Below are 15,287 nucleotides of genomic sequence, written 5' to 3'. Positions count from 1 at the left end.
CGCGATGCGACAGGCGAAATTTTAGTCAGCCGCCGCCGATCTTTTTACTCCGCCCGCGCGACCAGCCCGTCGATCATCGCGCGCACGAGGTTTGCGATCTCCTTGCGCAGCGCCGGCAGGGGAACGGCGACCAGTTTCTGCTCCAGTCCCAGCGCCACCATGCCATGCACGGCCGAGAACAGGCTGCGCGCGGTGATGCCGAGCTCTTCCTGACTGCGCTTGGGAAGCAGCAGCGCCAGCGGGTGGTAGATGTGGCGGAACAGCTGCAGCTGATCGTCAACGGACCAGTCGGGGAGGATCTTGTCGGCGGCCATGCGGTGCTCGAACAGCGCGCGCCAGAGTTCGAGGTTTTCGGCGGCGAAGTCGCAATAGGCAATGGCGATGCGGACCAGCGTCTCATGTGGCGAAGGATCACCCGCGCTTTCCGCTGCGCTGAGCGCCTCATCGAGGCGATGCAGCGTGCGCGAGCCGACCCGCAGGACGAGTTCGTCCACGTCGGCGACGAGATTGTAGACCGCACCATTGGCGCAGCCGATCTCGCGGGCCAAATCGCGGGTTTTCAGACCCGCCAACCCCCGCTCAGCGATCATTCGCTCGGCCGCCTGGATCAGGTCGGTCCGAAGTTTCGCTCGACGTTCCAAGGCCTTAGTCATCTGGAGTCAAATTCTTGAGCGTCGCTCAAATATTTATTGAACGATGTTCAATATTCCTGCTACAAAGCAGCTGTGAGCAACGCTCATAAACAGGGAGCTGCAGATGTTCAAGACCGTCGTGACACTTTTCCGCGGCAGCGTGGCCGCCGCAGGCGAGGAGCTGGAGGACCGTACGGCCCTGCTGATCCTCGATCAGCAGATGCGCGATGCCGCTGCCGCGGTGGAGCGCAGCAAACGGACGCTGGCGCTGGCGATCGCGCAGGACCAGCAGGAAGGTCGCAAGCTCGAGGCGACATGCGCGCGCATCGCCGATCTCGAGACCCGCGCGGTGGCAGCGCTCGATGGCGGCCGCGAGGATCTCGCCAAGGAGGCCGCCGAAGCCATCGCGGGTCTCGAAGCCGACCGCGATGCGGCGATGACGGCACGCGCGCTGTTCGCAACCGAGATCGCGCGGCTGAAGCGCCACGTCGCGACTGCGCAGGCCCGCATCACCGAGCTCGATCGCGGCCGTCGCCTCGCCCGTGCCTCGGAAGCGGTGCGCTCGCTTCGCCGCAGCGGCATCGAGGCCGCACGTCCTTACGAATCCACGTTGCCGGAAGCGGAGAGCACCTTGAGGCGCCTGCGCGAGCGCCAGATCGAGGCCCAGGCCGCCGATGACGCGCTGTTTGAGTTCGATGCGGCCACCGGTCCGCTCGCGACCGCCGAGCGACTCGCCGAGCAGGGCTTCGGCCCCCGGCTCAAGACGACCGCCGACGATGTGCTGGCGCGGCTGAAGTCCAGGCGCACGCCAACGGCCTGAATCCCATCATCATTCGAACCAACAGGAGACCATCATGAACCAGAACGGCCAGCCCCATAGCAGCGCCTGGGTGAGCTTCACCTATGCGTCCTTCGCAGCCTCCGCCTTCCTCGTCGCCATCGGCGTCTTCTTCCTGCCGATTGATCTCTGGATGAAGGGCTACCTCACCATGGGCATCGTCATGCTGATCCAGACCTGCATCACGCTGACCAAGACCGTGCGCGACAATCACGAGAGCAGCCGGCTGGTGAACCGCATCGAGGATGCCAAGGCCGAGCGTCTGCTGATGGAGGTCTCCAAGGCGGCTTGAGGAGAGAAGTGCGCAGCGGTTTGCAATCTGACGCGGTGGGTGCCAGAGCATCCACCGCGCAGCTGATCCACATATCGCGCCCGCGAAATGCAACCGAGCCATGACGGATCGCGCGGGCGCGCGCCCTTGCGTGGCGGCGCCGGCCGGCGCACTCTGCCCGGGCGGCGCGAAGAACGCCGCCAATAAAGACTGCGCGAGGAAACTCCGAGGAACTCCCCAATGGCGGCGACGCGGATCGACTGCGACATCCACCCGGCCGTTGGTGGCACGCGCACGACGCTGCTTCCCTATCTCAGCGATCACTGGAAAGAGCAGGTGGTGAGCCGCGCCATCGATGGGCTCGATCTCACCTCTTATCCGCCGGGCATGCCGCTGTCGGGCCGCGCCGACTGGCGGCCGGCCAACGGCGCCAAGCCCGGCTCCGATCTCGCCATGGTGCAGAAGGGCGCGTTCGACCAATTGGGTGCGAGCCACGCCATCCTCAACGTGCTCTACGGCGCGCAGGCCGTCTTCGACGCCTACATGGCGGCCGACTTCTGCAAGGCCATCAACGACTGGATCGCCGCCGAATGGCTTGCGCGCGATTCCCGCCTGCGCGCCTCCATCGTGGTGCCGATGCAGGCGCCGGATCTCGCGATCGAGGAGATCGAGCGCCGCGCCGGCGACAATCGCTTCGTCTCCATCCTGGTGCTGGCGCAGGGCGAGACGCTACTGGGACGGCGACATTTCTGGCCCGTCTATCAGCTCGCAGAAAAGTACAAGCTGCCGCTCGCGATCCACGCCGGCACGCAATATCGCCAGGCGCCGAGCTCGGCCGGCTGGCCGTCGCATCGTTATGAATATTACTTCGTCGAGGCCCAGGCGTTTCAGGCGCAGATCCTCAGCCTGATCTATGAGGGGGTGTTCGGCAAATACCCAAACTTGAAGGTCGTGCTGATGGAGTCGGGCGTAAGCTGGCTGCCGGCCTTCATGTGGCGGGCCAACAAGACCTGGCGCGGCGTGCGCGTCGAGGTTCCCTGGGTCGAGCGCGAGCCGGCATCGATCATCCGCGACAATTTTCGCGTCACCATGCAGCCGTTCGATGCACCTAGCGACGCGAAAAGCGTCGAGGAGATCATCGACCAGATCGGTTCCGAAAAAATGTTCCTGTTCGCGTCCGACTACCCGCATTGGCAGTTCGACGGCGACGATCCAATCCCGCCGAATCTACCGAAGAGCATCATCGCGAAGATGTGCGTCGACAACCCGCTGGAGACGTTTCCGAGATTGTCGCTCGCCAACTGATTTTGGAGGTTCGCATGAGTGAGGTCATCGACCGTCCGTTGCGCGACGACGAGAAGCCCGCCGCATCGCGGCTGCGCATCGTCGATTGCGACATCCATCCGAGTCTTCGCTCGACCGACGATCTGAACGAATTCCTGCCGAAGCGCTGGCAGCAGCACTTGAAGGAATACGGCAGCCATCTGCGCACGCCGTATCTGTTCACCACGCCCTATCCGCGGTCCTCGCCGCTGATCGCGCGGCGCGATGCCTGGCCGCCGACCGGGGGGCCGCCCGGTTCCGATCTTGATTTCATGCGCAAGCAGCATCTCGATCCGCTCGACATCGAATTCGGCATTCTCCAGGTGCTCGATCTCTTCATCTTCTCGCAGCAGAACCTGGAGTTCGGCGCCGCGATCCAGCGCGCCATCAACGACTGGCAGCTGGCGTTCTGGTCGCATCGGGATCCGCGCCTGAAGGCGTCGATCCTGGTCGGGCAGGACGGCAACGAGCTAGCCATTGCCGAGATCGAGCGCTGCGCCAAGGTCGGGGAATACATCCAGATCAACGTCTCGCCGCGCGCCAACGAGCCGCTCGGCCGCCGCCGCTACTGGCCGATCTACGAGCGCGCGCAGGCACTGGACTTGCCGCTCGGCATCCATGTCGGCGGCTATGGCGGCCACGCGCCGACCGGCGGCGGCTGGCCGTCCTATTATGTCGAGGAGCATCAGTCGAACGCGCACACCATTGCCGCGCAGCTTGCGAGCCTCGTCATCGAGGGCGTGCCGGAGCGCTTTCCAAAGCTGAAGATCGTCTTCATCGAGGGCGGCTTTGGCTGGATCCCGTCAGCGGTGTGGCGCATGGACCAGCATTTCGAGCGGTTCCGCAGCGAGGTGCCACACCTCAAGCGCAGGCCCTCGGAATACGTCCGCGAGCACTTCTGGTTCACGACCCAGCCGATCGACGAGCCGGACGAGGCCCGGCACCTGCGCGCGCTGATCGAATGGGTCGGCATCGACCGTCTGCTGTTCTCGTCGGACTATCCGCATTGGGACTTCGACGATCCGCGCTTCGCCTTCAAGACGCCGCTGACCGAGGCTGAGCGGAAGAAGATCTTCAGCACCAATGCCCGCGCGGTCTACAAGTTCTGAAACCAGCATGGCCCGTCACATTGTCGCCCGCACCTCCGAGATCCCGCCTGGCGGCAACAAGGTCGTCGACGTCGCGGGCCGCGACATCGTCGTGTTCCACGTCAACGGCGAGTTCTTTGCGCTTCTGAACCGCTGCCCGCATGAGGGCGCGCCGCTCGACAAGGCCGCCTGCGTGGCGCGGCTGACCTCGCCCGAGCCGGGCATCTATCAGCGCTCTCGCGTCGGCGAGATGCTGCGCTGTCCCTGGCACGGCTGGGAGTTCGACATGCGCAGCGGCCAGTCCTGGTTCGATCCGAAACGCGTCAGGATCAGGTCATATCCGGTCGCGGTGGAGCGGGGCGACGAATTGCAGAAGGGCCCGTATGTTGCCGAAACGTTTCCGGTGCATGTCGAGGACAGCTATGTGATTGTCGAGGTCTGAAGTCATACACCGTCATTCCGGGGCATTTGCACAGCGAATGAACCCGGAATCTCGAGATTCCCCGGTGCGCAAGTGCGCACCTGAGGTCTGGTCCTGCGGACCATCCCGGAATGACATGTTGATAACGCCGCGATCACCATCACGGATTGTGATTCCGACGCAGGTGCGATAAGCCTCGCCCGCATTCATGGCGGAGATGAGCTTTGTCCAAACAATCCCTGCGAGAGGAGGCCGAGCGCCTGATCCGCGAATCGATGGAAAAGAAGACCATCGTCGTCAAGCAGGGCGATACCCGGATCGAGGCGGTCTGCGGCAAGTGCGGCGCCCCGAACCGGGTGCAGGCGCCAAAGGGCCAGAGCCGCGTCAAGTTCGCCTGCAAGAATTGCGGGCATCAGCAAGAGACGCTGTAGGCTTCTTAACCTTTCCCCGCCCTTCCGCGGGGAGAGGTCGGATCGCCCTCGGCGATGCGAAGCATCGTCCGACGCGATCCGGGTGAGGGGCATGGCACTGAGTCGCAGCGACAAAAGTCTCTCCGACTCCACGGCCACCCCTTGCGAAATCCCTTCAATAGTTCAGACCGCAGTTTGCGTAAGCAGCCCCTCGCCCCACCCTCTCCCCGTAAGAACGGGGAGAGGGAGCGAGAGAGCGCGCCTAGCCCCCCTTCACGAACTTCGCGAACGCGTCCGCATAGTCCGGGTGCCAGCGCGACAGCGGGGGCCGGTTCTCGACGATATCGCCGGCGGCCCAGAGCATGCGCTTTTCGTCGAGGGCGCGGGGCACGTCGTTGTCCGGGCACAGGATGTAGAAATCGCCGGCCTCGAGCCGGGCGATCATGAAGTCGACGGTCTGCTCGGGCGTCCAGGCTCCCGCCGGCTTCTCGGTGCGGCCCTTCGCGGTCAGCCCCGTGAAGACGAAGCCGGGAACGAGCAGATGCGCCGTGATGTGGCAGCCTTCCGTGTTGCGCAGCTCATGCTGGAGCGCTTCCGTAAAAGCCTTCACGCCGGCCTTCGAGACATTGTAGGCGGGATCTCCGGGCGGCGTGGTGATGCCCTGCTTCGAGCCGGTGTTGATGATCAGGCCGGCCTTGCCGCGCGCGATCATGTTGGGCGCGAAGATGCGCGAGCCGTTGATGATGCCCCACATGTTGACGGCGATGATGCGCTGCCAGTTATCGGGCTCGCCGAACAGCGTGCTGCCGGGCTGGATGCCCGCATTGTTCATGAGGATATCGGTACCGCCGAAATGCGCGCCGACGGCGTGTTCCAGTTCCTTCACGCTCTCGGCGCGGCTGACATCGACGACGAATGTCATCACATGTGTGGCGGCGGTGACGGATGACAGTCTTGTTGCGGCCTCCTGCAGTCGCGCCTGGTCGACGTCGGCGATGCACACCTTCATTCCCGCGCGCGCGAAGGCGATGGCGGCGGCGAGGCCGATGCCGGATGCGCCCCCGGTGATCACGGCGACATTGCCCTTGGCGATGACAGGATGCGACATGGCTCATTCTCCGGGGAGCGGCGTCAAGTTCGGTCGAGCTATAACATGGCGTTCACGCGACCCTGCACAAGTCGGCATGGGAGGTCTTCGTTCCTCGCCGCCTTTACGCCTTTCCGGCACCGCTGTATCCTTTCTCGCCCAACGATCCCGCCGAGATCGAACCCAATCGATCACCTGACAGGGAGTGCAGCCATGGCTGTGTCGCAGGCTATTCCGATCACGCGCCACCCGTTCGCCAATGGGTCCTACAAGCAGATGCTGATCGACGGGAAATGGGTCGATGCCGCCTCCGACAAGCGCTTCGAGACCCACAATCCCGCGACCGGCGAACTGCTCGCAACCGTCGCCGAGGGTGACAAGGAAGACATCGACCGCGCCGTTGCCGCCGCCCGCCGCGCCTTCGAAGGACCCTGGAGCAAGGTCAAGCCGTTCGAGCGGCAGAACCTGCTGCTGAAGCTTGCCGATCTCGTCGAGAAGAATTTCGACGAATTGTCGCAGCTCGACACGCTCGATATGGGCGCGCCGCTCAGCCGCACCCGTGCCTATCGCCTCCGCGCCGTCGGCATGCTGCGCTATTACGCCGGTCAGACCACCGCGATCCATGGCGAGACCATCGAGAACTCGCTGCCGGGCGAAATCTTCTCCTACACGCTGAAGGAGCCGATCGGCGTCGTCGGCGCCATCATCCCCTGGAACGGCCCGCTCACCGCGACGATCTGGAAGATCGGCCCCGCGATCGCCACCGGCTGCACCGTGGTGCTCAAGCCCGCCGAAGAGGCGCCGCTGACCTCGTTGCGCATCGCCGAGTTGGCGATGGAGGCAGGCATTCCGCCCGGCGTCGTCAACGTCGTGCCCGGCTATGGCGAGACAGCGGGCGCTGCGCTCGCCGCGCACCCTGACGTCGACAAGGTCGCCTTCACCGGCTCGCACGTCACGGGACAGTCGATCATCCGCGCCTCGGCCGGCAACCTCAAGCGCGTCTCGCTCGAGCTTGGCGGCAAGTCGCCGGACATCGTGTTCGCGGACGCCGATCTCGATGCCGCCGTGCCCGGCGCCGCGATGGCGGTGTTTGCCAACTCCGGCCAGATCTGTAGCGCCGGTACGCGCCTGTTCGTCGAGCAGTCGATCTACGAGGAGTTCGTCGGCCGCGTCGCCGAGTTCGGCAAGAAGCTGCAAGTCGGCAATGGTCTCGATCCCAACGTGCAGATCGGCCCGCTGGTCTCCGAGCAGCAGCTCGAGCGCGTCACCGGCTATCTCGACATCGGCCAGAAGGAAGGCGCGCGGGCGCTCGCCGGCGGCGGCCGCGTCACCGAAGGCGCGCTGTCGAAGGGTTTCTTCGTCTCGCCGACCGTGTTCGCGGGCGTCCAGGACAATATGCGCATCGCGCAGGAGGAGATTTTTGGCCCCGTCATCTCCGCCATCGCGTTCAAGGACATGGACGAACTGGTCAAGCGCGCCAACAACACCACGTTCGGCCTCGGCTCGGGCCTGTGGACGCGCGACGTCAGCAAGGCACACGCGGTTGCGAAGAGCCTGCGTGCCGGCTCGGTGTGGGTGAACTGCTACCAGGCGATGGATCCGGCTGTGCCCTTCGGCGGCTACAAGATGAGCGGTTACGGCCGCGAGTCCGGCAAGCAGCACGTCGAGGAGTATCTCAACGTGAAGGCCGTCTGGATCAAGACGGCGTAGCGTGGTTCCCGCGTTCGCGGCGCCACTTTGCCTCTCCCCGCTTGCGGGGAGAGGCCGGAATGCGCGCGTAGCGCGGATTCCGGGTGAGGGGGAGTTTCCGCGAGTCCAGCTCTCACCATTTTCGTGGAGGCGGCCCCTCACCCCAACCCTCTCCCCGTAAGAACGGGGAGAGGGAGACCGGGCACCGTCTTTTCAGGCCGTCTCTTCCTCTTATATGTTCCGCATCCTTCCATAGCCACTTTGGGGCCAGCATGAAATTTCCGGCGTTGTTCAAACCGTTGCAGGTCGGTCCGTACGAGCTGGCGCATCGCGTCGCGATGGCGCCGCTGACGCGCATGCGCGCCGAGCGCGACAGCTTTTCGCCGCGGCCGCTCAATGCCGAATATTACGGCCAGCGCGCGACGCCGGGCGGCTTGCTCATCGCCGAAGCCTCGCCGGTGCTCTCGCACGGCCGCGGCAATCCGGCGACGCCCGGCATCTATTCGGAGGCGCAGATCGCCGGCTGGCGCAAGGTGACGGATGCCGTGCATGCCAAGGGCGGCATCATCTTCCTCCAGCTCTGGCATGTCGGCCGCGTCTCGCATTCGTCCTTCCATGGCGGTGAGCTGCCGGTCTCGGCCTCGGCGATTGCGATCAAGGCCGAAGGCATGAAGGCGATGACGGCCGAAGGCAAGATCGCCGATTACGAGACGCCGCGCGCGCTGGAGACCGAAGAGGTCAAGGGCATCGTCGAGGCGTTCCGGCAGGGCGCGAAGAATGCGCTCGCCGCCGGCTTTGACGGCGTCGAGATCCACGGCGCCAACGGCTATCTGCTCGAGCAGTTCCTGCAATCGCGCAGCAACCAGCGCACCGATCAATATGGCGGCGGAATCGAGAATCGCGCGCGGCTTCTGCTCGACGTCACGCAGGCCGCGATCGACGTCTGGGGTGCAAACCGCGTCGCCGTGCGGCTGTCGCCGCACGGTATCGCCAACGATTCCGGCGAGCCCGATCCGATGCCGCTCTACACCCATGTCGTGAAGGCGCTCGACAAGCTCGGTCTTGCCTATCTTCACTTCATCGAGCCGCGCTCCAGCGGCGCCGGGCGCGCCGACGTCCACTGGGAGAATGTACCGTCGGCGATGGTGCTGTTCCGCCCACTCTACAGCGGCGTGCTGATGACGGCCGGCGGGTTTACCGGCGAGACCGCGAATGCGGCAATCGCCGACGGCCATGCCGACATCATCGCCTTCGGCCGCATCTTCATCTCCAACCCCGATCTGCCGCGGCGCCTTCGGCACGATTATCCGATCACGCCCTACAATCGGGCCACGTTCTACGGCGGCGAGGAGAAGGGGTATACCGACTATCCGGCGTGTGACGAGCTGACACCGGCGTAATCTCCCTCGGTCATTCCGGGGCAACGCTCGGGACCGCGCGAAGCGCGGCCCGGGAGCGTCGAGCCCGGAATCCATGCCGCCTCTGAGTACGCGGCCCGATGGATTCCGGGCTCGCGACTTCGTCGCGCCCCGGAATGACGATCGTGTATTGTCGTCTCTGCAACGACGACGGAGAGAGACGATGGCCAAAGCCGCAGCCGCCGCAGGAACCGCCACCGGTCAATGCCTCTGCGGCAAGGTCACCTTCGAGATCGACGTTCCCGCGCGCTGGGCCTGGCACGATCATTCCGCCAGTAGTCGCCGCGCGCATGGCGCGGCTTACGCGACCTATGTCGGAAGCTGGAAGAAGCGCTTTCGCATCACCTCCGGCAAGACTGCCCTCACGCGCTACGAGGACAAGGCCACCAGGACCGCGCGCAGCTTCTGCTCGCATTGCGGCACGCCGATCGCCTACGAGCGGCCGCGCGGGCCCCACATGGTCAACATCCCCCGCGCGCTGTTCACGGAGCGCACCGGCCGCCAGCCGCTCTATCACATCGCGATCGAAGAGCTCCAGGAATGGGCCTATACCGGCGAGCCGCTGGTGCCGCTGAAGGGCTTTCCCGGTGTGGTCTGGCAGCGCTCGAAAAAGAAGAAGCGCGCTAGCGGCGAAGACCCTTTCGAGCTCGGCCGCGAGGAGGTGCTTTAGCCTTGGCGGCGACCTCAGTCTTCGCCGAAACAGCCTTCCGTGGCGCCGCTTTGCGTCCCGCGGTATTCGCCGCCACGAAGTCGAGCCCGCGCTTGACCCATTTTTTCAGCTCGGCATCGCTCTGATAGCCGTCCGGCGCGACGCGGACAAAGCCGGTCATGATGCGCCCGCGCATTTCCATCGGGCTCGTGTGCGACTCCTGCAGCATGCGTGCATGCGCTTCCGGGCCGACGCGGATCAGCATGCCGCCGCGCCCGCTTACGGTGCAGCACATGGTGTTGTTCACCATGAAGCAGAGGCCGCCCATCATCTTCTTTTCCGCGACGTATCGCTGACCCGCCAGTAATTTGCGCACCCGCGCCGCGGTGTTCTCGTCATAGGCCATCGCGTCTCCCCGTGCAGGTTTACGCCCGAGCATGTTTCCAGCTTGCGCGCGCCGACGCAAGTCTGCCATGACGGCGCTTCCTTGCGTGCCTCGGCCAACTTCGGCCATCATGCCTCCGTCCTTGCGGCAACGCCCGCTTCTGGAGGAAACATGAAGAACAAGATCACCGGTCGCTCCGCCTTTCTCGCGCTGCTCAAGGACGAGGGCATCACCCATCTGTTCGGCAACCCCGGCACCACCGAGCTGCCGATCATGCATGCGCTGAAGGACCATCCTGATCTCACCTATGTGATGGCAATGCAGGAGAGCCTGGTGGTGGCGATCGCCGACGGCTACAGCCGTGCCTCCGGCAAGCTCGTCGCCTGCAACGTCCATGTCGCGCCCGGCCTCGGCAACGCCATGGGCTCGCTCTACAACGCCCAGTTCACGGGCACGCCGATGATTTTGACCGCGGGCCAGCAGGAGCAGGGGCACGGCCTGATGGAGCCGGTGCTCTACGGCCCGCTGGTGCGCATGGCCGAGCCGCTGGTGAAATGGGCGGTCGAGGTGACGCGGCTGGAGGATCTGCCGCGCATCGTGCGCCGCGCCGCCAAGGTCGCGATGACGCCGCCGACCGGGCCGGTGTTCATCTCGCTGCCCGGTGACATCCTCAACAGCGAAGCCGGCATCGATCTTGGCCGCTCTACCCGCATCGACGCGCGCACCAAACCGTCGGACGAGGCGCTGAAGGCCTTTGCCGCGCGGCTGCTCAAGGCCGAACGTCCTGTCATCGTCACCATGGACGAGGTGGTCAAGAGCGACGCGCTGAAGGAGGCGGCCGAGCTCGCCGAGCTGCTCGGTGCTGCCGCCTATCAGTCCTCGACGCCCTATGGCTCGCACTTCCTCTCGGAGAGCCCGAGCTTCGTCGGCACGTTGGCGCGGGTGCAGAAGGTCGCGCGCGACACGCTCGCGCCCTACGACCTCCTGATCGCGCTCGGCGGCGATCCGCTGCGGATGTCGGTCTATAGCGAAGTCGACCCGCTGCCGGATGGATTGCCAATTCTCCAGGTCGGCCTCGTCGACTGGGAGATCGCCAAGAATTTTGGCGCGGAGATTGCGCTGAAGGCGGACGTCAAGGAAACGCTGCGCGCGCTGATCCCCGTGCTGAAGGAGATGGGCGGCGCGGCACTGGCGCAACGCGCCAGGCAGCGTCTCGCCGAGCTTGCGCCGAAGAACTGGAGCGCGCGCCGCGCCGCGCTGGTGGAGCAGATCGGCAAGAGTGCGGGCCGCAACCCCATCGATCCGGACTATCTGGTGCTGCAAATGACAGAGGCCATGCCCGGCAACGCCATACTCGTCGACGAAGGCCTCACCTCCAGCCGCCAGATCACGAACCTGCATCCGCACCGCGATCGCTTCGGCTATCACGGCCTTGCATCCGGCGGCATCGGCTGGGGCCTGCCGGCCTCGGTCGGCGTCAGCATCGCCAATCCGGATCGTCCCGTGGTGTGCTTCTCCGGCGACGGCAGCGCGATGTATTCGATCCAGTCGCTCTGGACGGCGGCACATCACAAGCTGCCGCTCAACGTCGTCATCGCCAACAATGGCGGCTATCGCATCATCAAGCAGCGCCTGCTCGCCTTCCATGGCGACGACAACTATGTCGGCATGGATTTCATCGATCCGCCGGTGGATTTCGCCGGGGTCGCGAAGGCATTGGGGTGCGAGGCGATCAAGATCAGCGACCCAAGCGAGCTGAAGGCGACGCTGTCGTCGGCGTTTGGCCGGCCGGGGACGAAGCTGATCGAGGTGATGGTGGACGGGAAGGTGTAGGGCAGTGACGGTGTGGAGGCAGCGTGCACAATGCCTCCACATCGTCGTCCTGGCGAAAGCCAGGACCCATACCGCGTGATCTATCGTGTGCGGGTGGTACTAATCCCGAACGACCAGTCTTCGCCAAACTCCCTGTTGGGGTAATGGGTCCTGGCTTTCGCCAGGACGACATTGGGGGTGGCGCCTACCCCGTCTTCGCCACCCGATACCCCGCCGCCGGATGCGGCGTGTCGAGCCTTGCGCGCCCCGCACCGAACAGCTTCTCCCGCAACGTGCCTTTCGCATACTCCGGCTTGTACCGTCCGCGCCGCGTCAGCTCCGGCATCAGCATGTCGGCGATGTCCTCGAAATCGCCGGGCGAGATCGCGAACGCCACGTTGAGGCCGTCGACGTCGGTCTTCTCGAACCAATCCTCGATCTTGTCTGCGACGCTCTCCGGCGTGCCCACCACGACCGGACCGGCGCCGCCGATGCCGACATGCTCGATGACGTCGCGCACGGTCCAGATGCGGTCAGGATCACCGCGGGTGACGTTGTCGAGCGCGCTGCGGCCGGCATCGTTCTGGACGTGCCGGACCTGCTGGTCGAGCTCGTAGCCGGAGAAGTCGATGCCGGTCCATCCCGACATCAGGGCCAGGGCGCCTTCCGGGCTGATATGCGAGCGGTAGTCGGCATATTTCGCCGCAGCTTCAGCTTCCGTGTTGCCGAGGATGATCGTCATCATGTTGAACATGAGGATCTCCGCCGGATTGCGGCCGAGCTCGGCAGCCTCCTGGCGGATCGCGGAGACGCGCGGCGCGATGATCTTGGCCGACGGTCCCGACATGAACACACATTCGGCGTGCTTCGCCGCGAACTGCCGCCCGCGCGGCGAGGTGCCGGCCTGGTACAGCACGGGCGTGCGCTGCGGCGACGGCTCGCTGAGATGGATGGTGTTGTTGATGCGGTAGTTCGCGCCCTCGTGATTGACGCGATGAACCTTTGCGGGATCGGTGAAGATGCCGCGCGCCCGGTCGCGCAGCACGGCATCGTCCTCCCAGCTTCCTTCCCAGAGCTTGTAGACGACCTCCATATATTCGTCGGCGATGTCGTAGCGGTCGTCATGTCCGGTCTGCTTGTCCTTGCCGGCGCCGCGGGCGGCGCTGTCGAGATAGCCGGTGACGACGTTCCAGCCGATCCGGCCCTCGGTGAGATGGTCGAGTGTTGACATCCGCCGCGCGAACGGGTAGGGCGGTTCGAAGGACAAATTGCTGGTGACGCCGAAACCGAGATTTTGCGTCACCGCCGCCATCGCCGAGAGCAGGAGCAACGGCTCGTTCGACGGCGTCTGTGCTGCATTGCGCAAGGCTGCGTCAGGGCTGTTGCCATAGACGTCGTAGACGCCAAGCACGTCGGCCAGGAACAATCCGTCGAAACGGCCACGCTCCAGCGTCCTGGCGAGATCGAGCCAGTAGGGCAGGCGATTATATTCGGCGGTGCGGTCGCGCGGATGGGTCCACAGGCCCGGCGACTGGTGGGCGACGCAATTCATCGCAAAGGCGTTGAGCCTGATCTGCTTGGCCATATTGGTCCCCCGGCGCTCTGTACCGAGCGCTCTTCGAATGATAGACGTGCGCCCCAACTTGGCGAAGTTCTTGCATATAACTTGCACTTGGCAAGGCCAAAATCAGCAGCACTGCTGCCCTTGGCAAGCCAATCTCAAGCGAGCAAGAACGAAATCCCAAGAGAACAAGAGAACTACAAGAGAACTACAAGAACAATCCAAGTCCCCGCCACTATCGAAGGCCGTCCTGTCTCGGGTAGGGTCCTTCCTCGAAGTCCGAAAAGCAAATCATGACCAGAGCCGCCGCCATCGCCCGTGCCCGTGAGGATTTCAATTCGGGCGCGTTCCTCGCCGAACTCGACCGCCGCGTCGCCTTCAAGACCGAGAGCCAGAATCCGTCGCGCGGCCCCGAGCTGCGCGCCTATCTGGAACAGGAGATGCAGCCGGCGTTCGCGGAGCTCGATTTTCAAAGCCGCATGGTCGAATCTCCCAGCGGCAAGGCGCCGTTCCTGTTCGCCGAGCATCACGAGAGCGCATCCGCCCCGACCGTGCTGATTTACGGCCATGGCGACGTCGTCGACGGCATGGAAGGCGAGTGGCGCGATGGCCGCGATCCCTGGCGCACGACGGTTGCGGGCACGCGCCTCTACGGCCGCGGCACCGCCGACAACAAGGGCCAGCACAGCATCAACATGGCAGCGCTCCGCGCGGTGCGCGAGGCCCGCGGCGGCAAGCTCGGCTTCAACGCCAAATTCATCGTCGAGATGGGCGAGGAGATCGGCTCGCCCGATCTCGGCAAGGTCTGCGACCTCAATCGCGATGCGCTCAAGGCCGATCTGTTCATGGCCTCCGACGGACCGCGGCTGTCGGCAGATCGCCCGACACTCTTCCTCGGCTGCCGTGGCGGCATCCGCATCCATCTCGACGTCAATTTGCGCGATGGCGGCCATCATTCCGGCAATTGGGGCGGCGTGCTCGCCAACCCCGCGACGATTCTGGTCAACGCGATCTCGACGCTGGTCGACGGCCATGGCCGTCTCCAGCTCGATGCCCTGAAGCCGCCGCGGCTCACCAACCAGATCCGCAGCTATCTTGCGGACGTGGACGTGGTGCCGACCGCCGACGAGCCGGCGCTGGCGGAGAACTGGGGCGAGGAAGGCCTGTCGGCGGCCGAACGCCTCTATGCCTGGAACACGTTGGAAGTGCTGGCGATGTCGTCCGGCAATATCGAGAAGCCGGCCAACGCCATTCCCGGCCATGCCAATGCCGTGCTGCAACTGCGTTTTGTCGTCGGCACCAAGGTCGACGGCCTGATCGAGGCCGTCCGCGCGCATCTGGTGCAAAAGGGTTTCCCGATGGTCGAGGTGCGGGCCGCACAGAGCTTTGCCGCCTCGCGTACCGATTTCGACAGCCCCTGGATCAAATGGGCGGCGGATTCGGTGCGGGAAACTACCGGCAAGGCGCCGGCGGTGCTGCCGAACTTCGGCGGCTCGCTGCCAAACGACGTGTTTTCCGAGATCCTGGGCCTGCCGACGATCTGGGTCCCGCACTCCTATCCCGGCTGCTCCCAGCATGCGCCCAATGAGCACATCCTGCTGCCGTTGACCGAAGAGGCCTTGACGGTGATGGCCGGCCTGTTCTGGGATCTCGGCGAATTGCCCAAACCACTCACCTGAGCCGTTAACCTGAGCGGCGATCCA

At 64.9% G+C, this 15,287-nt stretch carries 15 protein-coding genes; 11 read left to right on the top strand and 4 right to left on the bottom strand.

The features are described 5' to 3' along the window. Positions 1–44: 44 nt before the first annotated feature. Complete coding sequence (locus tag ACFLEY_RS38860) at positions 45–653, bottom strand: TetR/AcrR family transcriptional regulator (protein ID WP_082755516.1); 609 nt, start codon at positions 651–653, stop codon at positions 45–47. A gap of 103 nt (positions 654–756) precedes the next feature. Here ACFLEY_RS38860 and ACFLEY_RS38855 point away from each other — a divergent pair, with 103 nt between their 5' ends. From ACFLEY_RS38855 to ACFLEY_RS38830, 6 genes are all read left to right on the top strand, one after another. Further along, the gene (locus tag ACFLEY_RS38855; protein ID WP_060909035.1) at positions 757–1,452 is read left to right on the top strand and encodes a PspA/IM30 family protein; all 696 of its coding nucleotides are present in this window, start codon (positions 757–759) and stop codon (positions 1,450–1,452) included. Between the two features lie 34 nt (positions 1,453–1,486). Next, positions 1,487–1,762 carry a YiaA/YiaB family inner membrane protein gene (locus tag ACFLEY_RS38850; protein WP_008543988.1) on the top strand — a complete coding sequence of 92 codons (276 nt, stop codon included), beginning with the start codon at positions 1,487–1,489 and terminating at the stop codon, positions 1,760–1,762. A 219-nt stretch (positions 1,763–1,981) separates the two neighbouring features. Then, the gene (locus ACFLEY_RS38845; protein ID WP_060909034.1) at positions 1,982–3,046 is read left to right on the top strand and encodes an amidohydrolase family protein; all 1,065 of its coding nucleotides are present in this window, start codon (positions 1,982–1,984) and stop codon (positions 3,044–3,046) included. 14 nt (positions 3,047–3,060) lie between these two features. Then, complete coding sequence (locus ACFLEY_RS38840) at positions 3,061–4,173, top strand: amidohydrolase family protein (RefSeq protein ID WP_211433802.1); 1,113 nt, start codon at positions 3,061–3,063, stop codon at positions 4,171–4,173. A 7-nt stretch (positions 4,174–4,180) separates the two neighbouring features. After that, complete coding sequence (locus ACFLEY_RS38835; RefSeq protein WP_038967347.1) at positions 4,181–4,594, top strand: Rieske (2Fe-2S) protein; 414 nt, start codon at positions 4,181–4,183, stop codon at positions 4,592–4,594. A 203-nt stretch (positions 4,595–4,797) separates the two neighbouring features. After that, entirely contained in the window at positions 4,798–5,004 is a 207-nt protein-coding gene (locus ACFLEY_RS38830; RefSeq protein ID WP_027547442.1) for a hypothetical protein, read from the top strand. A gap of 241 nt (positions 5,005–5,245) precedes the next feature. On the opposite strand, the gene ACFLEY_RS38825 is transcribed toward ACFLEY_RS38830, so the two are convergent. Beyond that, entirely contained in the window at positions 5,246–6,091 is an 846-nt protein-coding gene (locus tag ACFLEY_RS38825; RefSeq protein ID WP_028173897.1) for an SDR family oxidoreductase, read from the bottom strand. Positions 6,092–6,283: 192 nt separating this feature from the next. On the opposite strand from ACFLEY_RS38825, the gene ACFLEY_RS38820 reads away from it, so the two are divergent. The 3 genes from ACFLEY_RS38820 to ACFLEY_RS38810 all read left to right on the top strand — a co-directional run bounded on the left by ACFLEY_RS38820 (position 6,284) and on the right by ACFLEY_RS38810 (position 9,847). After that, entirely contained in the window at positions 6,284–7,780 is a 1,497-nt protein-coding gene (locus tag ACFLEY_RS38820; RefSeq protein ID WP_060909033.1) for an aldehyde dehydrogenase family protein, read from the top strand. Positions 7,781–8,031: 251 nt separating this feature from the next. Beyond that, positions 8,032–9,159: an alkene reductase gene (locus ACFLEY_RS38815; protein WP_060909032.1), complete on the top strand. Its 1,128-nt coding sequence runs from the start codon at positions 8,032–8,034 to the stop codon at positions 9,157–9,159. A gap of 181 nt (positions 9,160–9,340) precedes the next feature. Next, positions 9,341–9,847: a GFA family protein gene (locus tag ACFLEY_RS38810; RefSeq protein WP_060909031.1), complete on the top strand. Its 507-nt coding sequence runs from the start codon at positions 9,341–9,343 to the stop codon at positions 9,845–9,847. Here the strand turns inward: ACFLEY_RS38810 and ACFLEY_RS38805 are convergent. Further along, on the bottom strand, positions 9,801–10,343 hold the full coding sequence (locus ACFLEY_RS38805; protein WP_396604380.1) for a TfoX/Sxy family protein: 543 nt from the start codon (positions 10,341–10,343) through the stop codon (positions 9,801–9,803). The genes ACFLEY_RS38810 and ACFLEY_RS38805 overlap by 47 nt on opposite strands. Before the next feature lie 39 nt (positions 10,344–10,382). On the opposite strand from ACFLEY_RS38805, the gene ACFLEY_RS38800 reads away from it, so the two are divergent. Further along, positions 10,383–12,044: a thiamine pyrophosphate-binding protein gene (locus ACFLEY_RS38800; protein WP_060909030.1), complete on the top strand. Its 1,662-nt coding sequence runs from the start codon at positions 10,383–10,385 to the stop codon at positions 12,042–12,044. Positions 12,045–12,228: 184 nt separating this feature from the next. Here ACFLEY_RS38800 and ACFLEY_RS38795 read toward each other — a convergent pair whose 3' ends face one another. Next, positions 12,229–13,608 carry an LLM class flavin-dependent oxidoreductase gene (locus tag ACFLEY_RS38795; RefSeq protein WP_396604379.1) on the bottom strand — a complete coding sequence of 460 codons (1,380 nt, stop codon included), beginning with the start codon at positions 13,606–13,608 and terminating at the stop codon, positions 12,229–12,231. Positions 13,609–13,877: 269 nt separating this feature from the next. Between ACFLEY_RS38795 and ACFLEY_RS38790 the strand changes: the two genes are divergently transcribed. Next, the gene (locus tag ACFLEY_RS38790; RefSeq protein WP_011090328.1) at positions 13,878–15,263 is read left to right on the top strand and encodes a M20 family metallopeptidase; all 1,386 of its coding nucleotides are present in this window, start codon (positions 13,878–13,880) and stop codon (positions 15,261–15,263) included. Positions 15,264–15,287 lie beyond the last annotated feature (24 nt).

The organism is Bradyrhizobium sp. YCK136, assembly GCF_044570075.1.
Classification (GTDB): Bacteria; Pseudomonadota; Alphaproteobacteria; order Rhizobiales; family Xanthobacteraceae; genus Bradyrhizobium; species Bradyrhizobium diazoefficiens.
The sequence above is the reverse complement of the archived record's forward strand: the minus strand, read 5'-3'. Positions and strand labels throughout refer to the sequence as shown.

Coding starts and splice junctions, on each gene's coding strand:
- ACFLEY_RS38860 (WP_082755516.1), bottom strand. CDS start 653: ATGACTAAGGCCTTGGAACGTCGAGCGAAACTTCGGACCGACCTGATC.
- ACFLEY_RS38855 (WP_060909035.1), top strand. CDS start 757: ATGTTCAAGACCGTCGTGACACTTTTCCGCGGCAGCGTGGCCGCCGCA.
- ACFLEY_RS38850 (WP_008543988.1), top strand. CDS start 1,487: ATGAACCAGAACGGCCAGCCCCATAGCAGCGCCTGGGTGAGCTTCACC.
- ACFLEY_RS38845 (WP_060909034.1), top strand. CDS start 1,982: ATGGCGGCGACGCGGATCGACTGCGACATCCACCCGGCCGTTGGTGGC.
- ACFLEY_RS38840 (WP_211433802.1), top strand. CDS start 3,061: ATGAGTGAGGTCATCGACCGTCCGTTGCGCGACGACGAGAAGCCCGCC.
- ACFLEY_RS38835 (WP_038967347.1), top strand. CDS start 4,181: ATGGCCCGTCACATTGTCGCCCGCACCTCCGAGATCCCGCCTGGCGGC.
- ACFLEY_RS38825 (WP_028173897.1), bottom strand. CDS start 6,091: ATGTCGCATCCTGTCATCGCCAAGGGCAATGTCGCCGTGATCACCGGG.
- ACFLEY_RS38820 (WP_060909033.1), top strand. CDS start 6,284: ATGGCTGTGTCGCAGGCTATTCCGATCACGCGCCACCCGTTCGCCAAT.
- ACFLEY_RS38815 (WP_060909032.1), top strand. CDS start 8,032: ATGAAATTTCCGGCGTTGTTCAAACCGTTGCAGGTCGGTCCGTACGAG.
- ACFLEY_RS38810 (WP_060909031.1), top strand. CDS start 9,341: ATGGCCAAAGCCGCAGCCGCCGCAGGAACCGCCACCGGTCAATGCCTC.
- ACFLEY_RS38805 (WP_396604380.1), bottom strand. CDS start 10,343: ATGATGGCCGAAGTTGGCCGAGGCACGCAAGGAAGCGCCGTCATGGCA.
- ACFLEY_RS38800 (WP_060909030.1), top strand. CDS start 10,383: ATGAAGAACAAGATCACCGGTCGCTCCGCCTTTCTCGCGCTGCTCAAG.
- ACFLEY_RS38795 (WP_396604379.1), bottom strand. CDS start 13,608: ATGGCCAAGCAGATCAGGCTCAACGCCTTTGCGATGAATTGCGTCGCC.
- ACFLEY_RS38790 (WP_011090328.1), top strand. CDS start 13,878: ATGACCAGAGCCGCCGCCATCGCCCGTGCCCGTGAGGATTTCAATTCG.